The 12,457-nt window shown below is 36.5% G+C and carries 11 protein-coding genes; 5 read left to right on the top strand and 6 right to left on the bottom strand.

The window, feature by feature from the left end:
- Nucleotides 1-784: 784 nt before the first annotated feature.
- A complete protein-coding gene (gene uvrA, locus ACS127_RS11055) occupies nt 785-3,241 on the bottom strand; it encodes an excinuclease ABC subunit UvrA (RefSeq protein WP_440895100.1) in 2,457 nt (818 codons plus the stop codon).
- Between the two features lie 153 nt (nt 3,242-3,394).
- Here uvrA and ACS127_RS11050 point away from each other — a divergent pair, with 153 nt between their 5' ends.
- Entirely contained in the window at nt 3,395-4,108 is a 714-nt protein-coding gene (locus tag ACS127_RS11050; RefSeq protein ID WP_440895099.1) for a MerR family transcriptional regulator, read from the top strand.
- 124 nt (nt 4,109-4,232) lie between these two features.
- On the opposite strand, the gene ACS127_RS11045 is transcribed toward ACS127_RS11050, so the two are convergent.
- On the bottom strand, nt 4,233-5,255 hold the full coding sequence (locus tag ACS127_RS11045; RefSeq protein WP_440895098.1) for a serine hydrolase domain-containing protein: 1,023 nt from the start codon (nt 5,253-5,255) through the stop codon (nt 4,233-4,235).
- Between the two features lie 545 nt (nt 5,256-5,800).
- Between ACS127_RS11045 and ACS127_RS11040 the strand changes: the two genes are divergently transcribed.
- Together ACS127_RS11040 and ACS127_RS11035 are read left to right on the top strand one after the other, a co-directional pair.
- Nucleotides 5,801-6,754, top strand: a complete 954-nt coding sequence (locus ACS127_RS11040) for a zinc-binding dehydrogenase (protein WP_440895097.1) — start codon at nt 5,801-5,803, stop codon at nt 6,752-6,754.
- 163 nt (nt 6,755-6,917) lie between these two features.
- Nucleotides 6,918-7,235: a hypothetical protein gene (locus ACS127_RS11035; protein WP_440895096.1), complete on the top strand. Its 318-nt coding sequence runs from the start codon at nt 6,918-6,920 to the stop codon at nt 7,233-7,235.
- Between the two features lie 209 nt (nt 7,236-7,444).
- On the opposite strand, the gene rpsN is transcribed toward ACS127_RS11035, so the two are convergent.
- On the bottom strand, nt 7,445-7,714 hold the full coding sequence (gene rpsN, locus ACS127_RS11030) for a 30S ribosomal protein S14 (protein ID WP_440895095.1): 270 nt from the start codon (nt 7,712-7,714) through the stop codon (nt 7,445-7,447).
- Between the two features lie 356 nt (nt 7,715-8,070).
- On the opposite strand from rpsN, the gene ACS127_RS11025 reads away from it, so the two are divergent.
- On the top strand, nt 8,071-10,119 hold the full coding sequence (locus ACS127_RS11025; RefSeq protein ID WP_440895094.1) for a HelD family protein: 2,049 nt from the start codon (nt 8,071-8,073) through the stop codon (nt 10,117-10,119).
- An 85-nt stretch (nt 10,120-10,204) separates the two neighbouring features.
- Here the strand turns inward: ACS127_RS11025 and proC are convergent, their stop codons facing one another.
- Together proC and ACS127_RS11015 are read right to left on the bottom strand one after the other, a co-directional pair.
- Nucleotides 10,205-11,017: a pyrroline-5-carboxylate reductase gene (proC, locus tag ACS127_RS11020; protein WP_440895093.1), complete on the bottom strand. Its 813-nt coding sequence runs from the start codon at nt 11,015-11,017 to the stop codon at nt 10,205-10,207.
- A 161-nt stretch (nt 11,018-11,178) separates the two neighbouring features.
- Entirely contained in the window at nt 11,179-11,403 is a 225-nt protein-coding gene (locus ACS127_RS11015; protein ID WP_440895092.1) for a hypothetical protein, read from the bottom strand.
- Between the two features lie 155 nt (nt 11,404-11,558).
- Here ACS127_RS11015 and sda point away from each other — a divergent pair, with 155 nt between their 5' ends.
- Nucleotides 11,559-11,681: a sporulation histidine kinase inhibitor Sda gene (gene sda / locus ACS127_RS11010; RefSeq protein WP_440895091.1), complete on the top strand. Its 123-nt coding sequence runs from the start codon at nt 11,559-11,561 to the stop codon at nt 11,679-11,681.
- Nucleotides 11,682-11,853: 172 nt separating this feature from the next.
- Here the strand turns inward: sda and ACS127_RS11005 are convergent, their stop codons facing one another.
- Complete coding sequence (locus ACS127_RS11005; protein WP_440895090.1) at nt 11,854-12,300, bottom strand: YwnF family protein; 447 nt, start codon at nt 12,298-12,300, stop codon at nt 11,854-11,856.
- Nucleotides 12,301-12,457 lie beyond the last annotated feature (157 nt).

The following is a 12,457-nucleotide window of genomic DNA, read 5'->3' as shown; positions in this document are numbered from 1 at the left end:
AGTAATACTTTGTGAAATAGATCGAAAGCGGTGGGGATAAAGATGATTAATCTATCTGAGTGAATATAACTCCGACTTTTATAAAATTATATCCCCATCAATCACGCTCATAGGAACTCTCTCATCTCAAAAATTCTTATTCTGGTCATATTTACCTTACTTATGTTCTTCATTATGATTATTGTCGATCTGATCGGAATAGCCCTATTCTTTGATAATGCCTCAATTGGTGATTTAGAGTATTTCGTTAAATTATTAAAAGGTCTAGTAAAAAGTCGATCTCCTTAGTGGAAGAATCGACTTTTTATCATAGATGACCGTCCGTAAACTCGAAGCAACAATGGGGTTTCGATGGGGCGAGTAATCACAATCCCAGTCCCAATCAGTGGGAGTAGAGCGAAATCTCTCACTGATTGAAGTTTCATTTTATAAACGGCACAACCCTATTCTAAACTTACGTAAAGAGGATAATCATTTACGATTACCTTTAATGAAAATATTTTATAACTTTAAAGGAGCTGTTATAAAATGCATGATATACATTTTATTGCAATTTATCTTTATAGTCACTTCTCCACTCTATCTTCCATTTCAAACAAAGTTTCAAGATGAAATGATGGATAGAGCCCTTCTATCACTCATTTCATTCGAAAAATCAGGCGCAAATGAAGGATAGAGTGCTTCTATTCCGCTTTTCTAATATGGGTAAAAAAAGTTGTTGCACAACTTGCCCTATTGTGCAACATCCCCTTTTAATTTGTCATATCATTTAATTGCGTTTAGTCTACAAATATTGCCCTGTATATGAATTTTTGTTTGCTCTAATCAGCTCCGGTGTTCCTTCTGCAATCACCTGACCACCTTTTGCTCCGCCTTCTGGACCTAAATCAATAACCCAATCTGCTGCCTCGATAACTTGACTATTATGCTCAACCATAATAACAGTATGTCCAGCATCTACCAAACTATTTAATAGCTTTAAAAGTTGAATGGTATCAGTCGGATGTAGTCCGGTAGTTGGTTCATCCAATAAGTAAAGAGAAGTCTTTTTCCCTTGTTTCAACAGTTCTTTCGCAAGCTTCAGTCTTTGCCCTTCTCCACCAGATAACGTCGTCAGAGATTGTCCCATTTTCAAATAGCCTAAGCCAATTTCCATAAGCAGACTTAAGATTTTTTGGATCTTCTTCTCTTCTTCAAAAATGGATTGACATTCAAGTATAGAGCTTTCCAAGATATCATTTATCGAATAATCTTGATATTTCACAGATAGAATCTCTTGCTTAAATCTCTTTCCCTGACACTCAGGACAGACTACCTCCAAGTCGGGGAAAAATAGCATATTGGTTGTTACATAACCCAATCCCTGACAACTCTCACAGCGCCCGCCAGCAGTATTAAAGGAGAAATGTTTTGCAGTTAAATTTTGCTCTTTCGCTTTTGGCAATTTCGAAAACAATGTCCGAATGGGTGTAAATAAGTCAATATAAGTTGCTGTGTTAGACCGCTTCATTCTGCTAAGTGGAGACTGTCCAACAATAATTATCTGGTCAAAAGTATCCAGACCGGTCACCTTTTCAAATCCTTGATAAAACTTGTCATTAGCTTTAGCCAGTACATCAAACAAAAGAGAGGATTTACCAGAACCTGAGACCCCAGTTACAGCTGTTAGACAGCCAGTAGGGAAAGTTACCGTTACATCCTTAAGATTATTTACAGTAGCATGATGGACAGTTACTCCCTCGCCTATACCCGTTCGATAATTCTTTTGGATCGTTTTTTCTTGTCGCAGATATTGCCCTGTGACTGAATCCACTTGTTCCATTAATTCTACTAAGCTTCCCTGACCCACTACAGTGCCTCCAAGTTTTCCTGCACCTGGACCAATATCAATAATATAATCTGCCTGCTTCATGACATCTACATCATGTTCGATTAATAAGATTGTGTTTCCAAGATCACGGAGTCGCTTTAAGACATTGACCAACCCCTCTGTATCCTTAGGATGTAAGCCAACTGTTGGTTCATCCATGATATACAGGACACCCGTCAGCGCTGAATCCAGCAGTGCAGATAGTCGAATTCGCTGAGCTTCTCCTCCTGACAAGGTAATCACCTGTCTATCTAACATTAAATATCCCAAACCCATTTTCATGATACGGCTGAGCTTTGTTTCTATATCTTGAACAAATGTTTCTACAAGTTTATAGTGTGCTTGATCCAATGATTGCTCTATTCGGCGGACCCACACTAACATCTCCTCCAACGAATGTACAACTAATTGAGGAATCGTCCTCCCATTAACTGTAACCGTTCTGCTAACTTCGTTTAAGCGATCCCCATGACAAACCGGACAAACTTGTGAGTAAAAATAAGCATCCGCTTCAGCGGAGGAACCAGCATTTTCTGTGAATCGACGCCACATCGCTGTCAGCACACCAGGAAATTTTCCCTTCTCAACTGTCTTAGGCGGTTTCACATTTGGAAATAACTGTTTCACCTGATCACTCTCGACACCGTAGTATAGAATAGCTCTCTGTTCTTCAGAAAATTCCTTTATTGGTAAATCTACTCCTTCCGGCAACTTATAATAACGAAAAGCCTCTCGTAAGACTGCAATTTGGTATTCACCATAACGTCCAGCAAAAATATCTACAGCACCTTCTTCCAAAGAAAGTTCTTCATGGAAAACAGATGGAAGGTGAATATCTACTATTTCGCCTAATCCTTTGCAGGTAGGACAAGCTCCTTCCGTTTTATTATAGGAAAAATGGGTCCGGGTCAACTTCTCCATTTTTTCTTCACAACTCGGACAGTAAATATATTCTGTAAAGCTATCTTTTTCTGCCTCTACTTTGCCACGATAGGCTATCGGATCAATCACATGCTGACAACTCGGGCATTTTCTGGCACCTAACTTTTCAAATATCATTCGCAAACTCGTATACATATCTGTCATCGTCCCCACTGTTGAACGTGGATTCCGATTTGTGACCTGCTGATTGATACAGATAGCAGGTGATAAACCACTGATAGAATTCACTTTAGGTTTATTAATCCCCTGCATTCCCATGGACTCTAAATATTGACGCTGACATTCATTAAATAATGTATCCATCGCCAGCGTAGATTTCCCCGATCCTGAAGGTCCTGTGAAGACAATTAATTTATTTTTAGGAATAGATACCGAGAGATCTTTTAGATTATTTTCTCTTGCCCCTTGTACAATCATGACATCCTTCATTGTTACATTCCTCCTTAACCGTTTCTTATTACATCATACAACGTTTATGCAAGTGCAAGGTTTTGGAGAAAGTGATATGATTAGAACAGCATTTTGATAAATAAAAGCCGTCATGGATTTACAAGGTTTTAGTTTAAACTTTAGGAGGTAATCATGGAATTTCGACCAATTGATCTTGCTAATAAGCTGGATGTAGGAACCAGTGCCCTGAGACACTATGAAGAATGGGGAATTGTGCCAAAGGCTTCCCGCAAAGCAAATGGTTATCGTGTCTATACTGAAGTACATGAGGCATATTTCCAATGCATTCGAGCCATGTACCCCGGTTTTGGCATGAAAGTCGTTCGCCAGGTCATGCCTTTATTACAGGAAAGTAAGTTTACAGAAGCATTATGGGAAGTCAATGCGGTTCAAGCTGACATTTTCGAGCGAAGAAAGCAAGCTATGGATGCCATCGAAATCTTAAGCCCCAATAACATACAGGACTTTATGCAAAAACAACAGAAGAAATATTACACTATCGGCGAGGTAGAAAGAGAATTGCATATACCGGCAAGTACTCTGCGACATTGGGAAAAAGAAGATTTGATTACCCCAGAAAGAAACCCTGAAAATGGCTATCGAATCTATACACGGGACGATATGAGGAAATTGTTGATCATCCGAACCGTGCAGCCCTCTGTCTACTTGCTTGACATCGTACGTGATATTCTAGATAAGGTGCAGCAACATCGTTTAATGGATGTTCGAAAAATTGTACTAGATTCTCTAGCCTATATGGATTATCAGATAGAGCAACAATTGAGAGGGATGCACTATTTGTATGAACTTTGCAAATTATTAAAGAGACAAGATTCTGGTTTATAATCATTCATCCTAGCTTAGAGATTTTAATAGATGTGTTCAGTAATCAAATCGGATAAATAATAATAGATCGCTCAAAAAGGGACTAACACATTCGTTAATCCCTTTTCCTTCAATCATTTTCTAGTTATAAAATATTTTCAATTTCTTTCAAGAGCTCATAAGCACCATCTTGTTCATTAGAACAGACTGCAATTATTGTTTTAGTATCAGGATAATATACTTCACGAAAATTTACTCCTGGGTCATATCCCATCTGAATATACTTAACTATTTGTTTATTGTCGCCTAATTCCATATATCCGCAATAACCATAATAAATATTATCCTCTGCAACGACTACCACACGCGGTTTCAATAAGATATGGGTCATCTCTTTGGACAGTAATTGATAGTTCATTAATGCCTTCCAGAATTTAATCCTATCTTCAACCGTGACATAAGCGCCCCCATCTGGCCCACCTTTAACTGGCAAGGAATAAAGGTTTGTCTTCCAAGTTCCTTCTGAGTCTTCCATGTAGCCAAGTGCTGTTCGTTCAGGCAAGCAATCCATTTCGAAATATCCCGAGTTCTTCATACCAGCTTTATGAAAAATACGCTCCTCAACGAATTCAGTAAAATTGCATTTAGTCACTTGTTCTATAATAAGACCTAGTAGTATATAACCCGTGTTATTATACTGAAACTCACTGTTAACGTTTGCCTGCATCTTTTCGAACTGAAACATAGGTAAAAAATCTCTTGGCGAACGAATGTGATACATTGGACGTGATTTCCACAATAACTCAAAATCATCCATTATGTCTTCATTAAAATAGTCGTACACACCTGATGTATGTGTCAGTAGATGGTGGATGGTAATCCCTTTGTCAAAGTATGGAAATTCCACATCTAGGCAGTCCTTTAATTTTGAATCAAAAGATATTATCCCATCCTCTACCAGCTTACAAATTGCAATTGCTGTGAATATTTTACTTCCTGAGGCAATCGCAAATCTGGTGTTTATCTGATTATCGATTCTCTCAGAACGATTGGCGAATCCATTACTTCCCGCTAGAGTTTCCTTAGCCTTTCTAGCATAATAGGCTCCTGAAAATAATCGTTCCTCTTGTTTTTCTTTTAGATAGTTCAATTTACCTTCTTTATCCATTCTAATTCCTCCTGAATTCCTTTTTCATTTTTCATGATTGTTAAAGGAATCCGGTTAACTTGTTCACACCATATAACAAATCATATGATTTCCTCCTTCTAACCTAACAGTTAATTACATTATATATTACGGTTGATTGGTATACAATTCAAATTAACCTTGTTTATAAAACGAAACTACAATCAGTGAGAGTTTTTCAACGCATAGAAAGTGCTAGTGCAAATGTTTTCGGTGGGACGAGTAATCGCAGTCCCAAATGTTTTCGGTGGGACGAGTAGCTCATTGTTGCCCCGAGTTTTACGGACGGTTAGCTGTAATAAAAGCCCCCAACCTATACACATCTGTTATGGTAATATAGCCTAGTCATCATACCAAAGCCAGTTAATACGACTAATCATATAACAAGGTTATTTGCCTATTTTCTTATATTTGTTTTTATAACAACTTGTTATAAACCCTAAAATAACCCATAACTATTCAATTTTATTGGAAATCACTCGTTTTTTGTTTATAATAGAGGTAACTATTTACGAGGAGGAATTATCATGAAAGGTTGGCAATTTGTTAATACAAATGAACCCTTAGAATTAGTGGAAAAAGAAGATCCAAAAGCTGAAGCTGGAAAAGTTGTCATCGATACAAAAGTGGCGGGCCTTTGTCACTCTGATGTTGGAGTTTTAAGAGACCCAGGTTGGAAAGCGTTACTTGGCGAACTACCTGTTATTATGGGACATGAAGTTGCAGGGGTTATTAGCGAAGTTGGCGAAGGTGTAACAGACTATCAAGTTGGTGACAAAGTAGCTGTCTGTCCTACGGGTCCAAGTGGAATGGCTCCAGGTTATGCGTATAACGGAGGCTTTGGTTCAAAAGTTTTAGCACCTGCCGAAGACTTAGTTATGATTCCTGATGGTGTATCATTTGCCGAAGCAGCTGCCGGTACCGACGCAGGAATGACTTCATATCATGCCACTTTTACTAAAGGTGGCGTAAAAGAAGGTATGACAGTCGGTATGATTGGTATTGGTGGATTAGGCCAAATCGCTTTAGAAGCTGCTATCGCTAAAGGAGCCACTGTTTATGCTATTGACACAAACCCAAATGCTCGTAAATTAGCTGAAGATCTAGGCGCTGCAGGAACCTATGAAAGTGTAAAAGAAATCGAACAATTTGAACCTGAAGTAATTATTGACTTTGCTGGCTTTGATGTAACAACTAGGGAAGCTTTAGAATCTATTGGTTTCCAAGGTAAAATAGTCCTTGTCGGTATGGGAAAATTAGAGACCACTTTAAATGTTACTCCATGGATAACAAAGCAAGTAACAATTGTTGGAAGTAACGGAGGAACTAAACAAGATATTATAGACATATATGAATTGTTTGCTAGCGGCCAGGTAAAGCCTAAAATAACTGAAATAACCTTTAATGAAATTCCTGAAGGTATTCAGATGCTAGAAGATAATAAAGTAACAGGTCGATTAGTAGCTAACATGGAAAAATAATTATTTATAATAAAAATGAAGAAGGGGCTGTTGCACAATGAAAAATAGATTGTGTAATAGCTTTTTTATGTGACTAGAAGGCTGATCGATTTAATAAACGTAAGTATTATTATCGCACTAGCTACAACACTTGAATCCATTTAGGTGATGAAAGGTAAAGTGAATGGGATACAAAATAAACACAAAAGGACATTTCAAAGGTCTGGGCTGTTCAAAATGGTTCTTCTCCTATGATTCTGAGCATGGTATCACTAGCTATGAGATAAATACGATCATTCTAAGCAGAGTTACTCACTTTCTTCTTTTAAAGCGAGACCCTCAATCAATGATCCAATTTTACGTGATCGAACATAAACCTTATCCTTTACACATGGCGCAAAGTCATAATGACAAAAAATTAGCAGACATTAATGAAGCTGTCACAAAACGTCCTTTTGCAACAGCCCTTTCTTCGATTTTTATCACAGATAATCGTCCGTAAAACTCAGGTCAACAACGGGTTTCGTTTTATATTTTATACATGAGTTTACCAACATCGTTATTTCCTGCGATAATATTTTCTACTTTAACTAATCATTGTATTTATGTGAAAGAAAAGGTATCTTATCGTCAAGGTCTGAACCTTGCTTTTTCTTTTGAGCCTTATAATACAAAAGTCAATAAAGCTTATTATACTACTTTACTTTTTCACTACCAACTAGCTTTTTTCACTCCAGGGACTTGACCTTTATGAGCATATTCTCTAAAGGCAATCCGAGACATGTTGAATTGACGCATATAGCCCCGTGGTCTGCCTGTAATCTCACAGCGATTTTTCAAACGGGTTGGTGAAGAGTCTCGCGGCAATTTACGAAGTGCTTCATAATCCCCTTTCGCTTTGAGCTCTCTTCTTAATTCTGCATACTGTGCAACCATTTGTTGGCGTTTTTTCTCCTTAACTATTTTAGATTTCTTAGCCATTTTGATTATCCTCCTTTCAACCTTAACTATTTATTTTCTATTCCCTTATCTTTAAATCGTAATGATTACGAACAATGAATATTATAAAATATTTTCTTCAATTTGTAAATAGTAATGATTTCGATTTACAAAATACCTACACAAAATCTCCATCGTATTCGATGTTCCCTATAAAGTATGGCAATAGAAAAACCACCTAAGGAAATAAATTTCTCCTTAGGCGGTTTTCCATTATATGTAATTTTATTTTTGCTATGGCTGTATTTAATAGTATACATGAACTGAATATATAAGTCTATATTTTTCTTGTTTTCATTGCTAAAATGAACAAGACATTTAGTTAGGAGGGATTCACAATGGCATTTGAGGAAGAAAAACAGGTATTAAACAAAACATTAGCTGTTATCAACAAACAATATCAACGGTTAGTCGAGATTCCTGAATATATCGGCGATGATTTTACCGAGAATGTATTGGAAGACAGCAGGCAGCGAGTAAGAAAATCTCTGACTATTGCTAAGAAAGAACCTTATTTCGCTCGTCTTGATTTTAAAGATGAAGAGAATGAGGAAGTGAAAGCCATTTATATCGGTAAAGCTGGTGTCTTTGATGAGAATACGGGTGAAGTCCTGATTACTGACTGGCGTGCGCCGATTGCCAGCTTGTTTTATAGTTTTAGCGGAAGTGAAGATGATGTGTATTATCAATCTCCGGATGGCGTCATAGAAGGTGAAATCTATTTAAAAAGAAATATCGTTACCTACGAACAGGAGCTGCAAAGAATAGTAGACCGCTATATTCGTGGAGATCAGGAAACGTCTGGTGGAGATGAATTCCTATTATATAAGCTGGGTGATCAAAAAGATAACCGACTTCGTGACATTGTTGCCACCATCCAAGGTGAGCAAAATACAATTATCCGCTATCCCTTAAACAAAGCTGTCATTATCCAAGGAGCTGCTGGAAGTGGAAAAACAACTGTAGCTCTCCACCGATTAGCCTTTCTGTTATACGAATATCGAGAGCAATTAATGGCGCATCGAATGATTATTTTTGCACCGAATACTATCTTCTTAGATTATATTTCACAAGTGCTACCTGAATTAGGTGTCGGCGATATTGTCCAGACAACTTTTCCTAAATGGGTGATGACTTCGATTATCGATGATCCGACATGCAAGCTGGAATCTCTCAGTGAAAGAAGAAAAGCATTTTTTGAATCTGGTACAGTCCAACCAGATAATTGGAAAGGCTCTTTAGAATTCCAGCAACAAATCAGAGAGCAGTTATCGCAATTAGAAAAAGATTGGCTGCCTGAGGAGGATTTTATTCCTTGGGAAAATAAACAAGGAGTTCCACTAGAAAAAATTAAGTCATGGATCAAAGTAGATTTTAAAAACAACTCTGTGATCAAGAAATACGAAAGACTAAAAGCAAAATTAACACGCTGGATCGAAATTGAAGCAAAAATGTATGTAGAAAAAAAAGAACAGGAACAAGCTAGGAAAGATGGAAAAAAAGAATTAAGAAGATATTTACGAAAGTGGAAAAAAAGAAAACCTTATGAGCTATATGCGCAAATCTTAAAAAGGATGAAAAGAGCGGACCTTTTACCTTCAAAAGATAAAATAACCTTAGATGACCTGGCTCCCCTGTTTGATATTCATGATTATTGGTATGGGATCGAAAAAGATGAACGATTTGATCATGTTGTGATCGATGAAGCTCAGGATTTTTCACCTTATCAAGTGTCTGTATTAAATGCACGTACCCGAACAGCATCCTTTACCATATTAGGTGATTTAGCACAAGGGATTCACAGTAATGAAGGCATTGATGAATGGGAAAACTTTATCAATCTTTTCGGCACATCTCGTTCAAAGTTCTTCCAAATGACGAAAAGCTACCGTTCTACCTATGAGATTATTGCATTTTCTAACACCATTCTTAGTCATCTTGCTAACCCTCCCGCTTATGCAGAGCCAGTATTTCGAAGCGGCGAAGAGGTGTCTATTCAACAAGTCAAAACCGAAGAAAAAATAGTGAAAATCATAACTTGGGTGGGTGAGATGAAAGATCAAGGAATGAATACCATAGCTGTTATTTTGAGGTCAGAAGCTGATTGTAACAAGGTTTACCCAAAACTAAAAGACGCAATCCCAGAACTAAATATGATTACAACAGAAGATAAATCATATAAAGGCGGGATTTCTTTATTACCTGTCTATGTATCAAAAGGGTTGGAATTTGATTCTGTTCTAATGGTCGATGTCGATGAAATCCATTATCCAGCTATAGAGCAAACAATCAAATTGTTATATGTCGGCTGTACAAGAGCACTGCATCATTTATCGATTATATACTGCGGGAAAGCCTCGAAGCTAATCTCTAATCGATCAAAATAATAAAATAAACAGTTGACAAAGAGCCGATAAAAAGTCGGTCTCTTTAGTAGAAGAACCGACTTTTTATGCGCCTTAACAACGATACTTATTCTTCGTTCATCGCTTGGTCTTTTGCAATTACCGTGTCAATTCCCTTAACAACTGTTGACATGAAGGCTTCTTCTTCTAAAGCAAGTAAACCCGCAATTGTTGTTCCACCCGGAGAGCTAACCTGATCGATTAGTGCCCATGGACTCTCATCACTTTCCAAAACCATTTGAGCACTACCCAAAACAGCTTGAGCGGCAATTTCATTTGCTAACTCCTTTGGTAAACCATGCTTGACTCCTGCCCGTGCTATACTATCAATAAAAAGGTAAGCGAATGCTGGTGAACTTCCCGCCAAAGCAGTAAAGTTAGAAAAATCCTGTTCAGTCAATCGCCAAGCTGAACCAACAGATTGAAACATTTTCAGTACATAATCTATTTGTTGTTCGGTAGCAAAATCATGCCCACAAACAGCTGCTGCCCCTTTACCAATCAAAGCATTCACATTTGGCATCACACGAACAATAGGTATCTCTTGATCTGTTTGTAAAAAATGATACAGTTTATCGGTCGGTGTACCAGCAGCAATGGAAATCAATAGAGGCTTCTTTGTTAATATGACTGATTTTGTTTCTAATAAAACCTGCTCAATTAAATTCGGTTTTACTGCGAGGACCACAACATCTACCGCTTCAATCAATGTTGTATTAGATGAACATCTAGTTGCCCCAACCTCGTCAGCAAGCCCATGGACTTTATCTGTTAAAATATCGTATAAATAGATATCTCTCGCTGCAGCAAATTCCTTAGCGACTATTCCTTTAATAATTGCAGTGGCCATATTCCCTGTTCCAATAAAACCAATTTTCATCGCCAACTTCCCCCAACTAGAATGTATTTTATAACATGAGTTATATTAAGAGTTTGATAAATAGTTTGCTAATCGATTTCTGTCTACTAAGTTCCATATAGTTACTAAAGCGAAAATTCAGGTTTAATAATTGTTAAAGCGGGTAACATAGTAACTACATGTCAAAAGAATTGTTTAGATATGACATAATATAACGATATGATTAAGGCAATAAAGGCTACTGAACCAATAATGGCATTCTTCCATCGTGTTGATAATCGATTAGGAATTAAATATAGCATTGCTGTAGCAAACAAAATCGTACAAAAAAGGAATAAAGTTAAATAAATAAAAATACCGAGTAAATTATTTATTGGCGATTGCATTGCTTCCCATATTAATTTCATCACTTTCACCTCAAAACAATAGCAACATAATGAACAATACTATCAACAATAATAAAGTATTTCATATATTTTCACAACTATCTATTTCTTTCGTAAACAAACGTAGAACTTATTAACACCATATTTGTTTAAAACTTATGAAAGCAGGCGATAAAGTGAATTTATTATCAGACGAACTTTTAATTGAAGCTTATTTAGCAGCCGTAGAGTATAAGTTGGATTATGAATTTATTTCCTTATTGTTTTCAGAAATTAGAACAAGACGAATTCCACTTTAAAGATATAAGTCTAACTTCTATTCGTTTGTTCAGCGTTTGTACCTCATTAAATTATGGATTCAATAAAGTTGATTAGCTAAGCCTTCTTATTTAATAAAAATACTCCCCAACCTCTTTATCTGAATCGATGAAAGGGTTGGGGATTAACATTTTATTAACTATCTTTTACCTTTTACTTAAAGAAAGCATCCTGATTTCGTTTATTTTCCTCAGCTAAAAATTTAAAGAATGGCTGTAAGTCCATTTTCACTTGCCTTTTTATACTTGCAATATAACGATTTTTCTCTTCATCTCCCATTAATTCACTCTTATTAATTCTCTCGATGATATAATCTTTACCTACTTGATGAATCTCTTTCTTTAAAAGACGAGACTCATTGAATAGTGCTAAACCAAGTGCAGCAAAAAATGCATATACAATTGGAACTAAGTAACTTTCCATATCCAGACCATTATCAAATAAAAAGAACAGAATATTGAGAATACCGATTAACATTAAGGGTAAGCCAAATATATAGTAAGTCGATACCTTCTTCATTAAAGGACGAATTTTTTCAGAAATAGACTCCATTTCTTTTCTTATAAAATGAGGTAGTCGTTCGAATTGTGCAGAATTCATTTTATACACCTCTCATTTCCTGCCAGTGTCGTAATAAAATATACGCTACTTTTATTATATAGTTTCCCTTTTCTATGGTCAATTGAAACGTCAATATTAAAAAATAAGTTGACAATTCAAATAAAACGTTATATAGTTAGTTACATAAGTAATTAAC

Source organism: Amphibacillus sp. Q70, assembly GCF_052055485.1.
GTDB lineage: Bacteria > Bacillota > Bacilli > Bacillales > Amphibacillaceae > Amphibacillus.
Note: the sequence above shows the minus strand (reverse complement) of the source record. Positions and strands in the feature narration are given on the sequence as shown.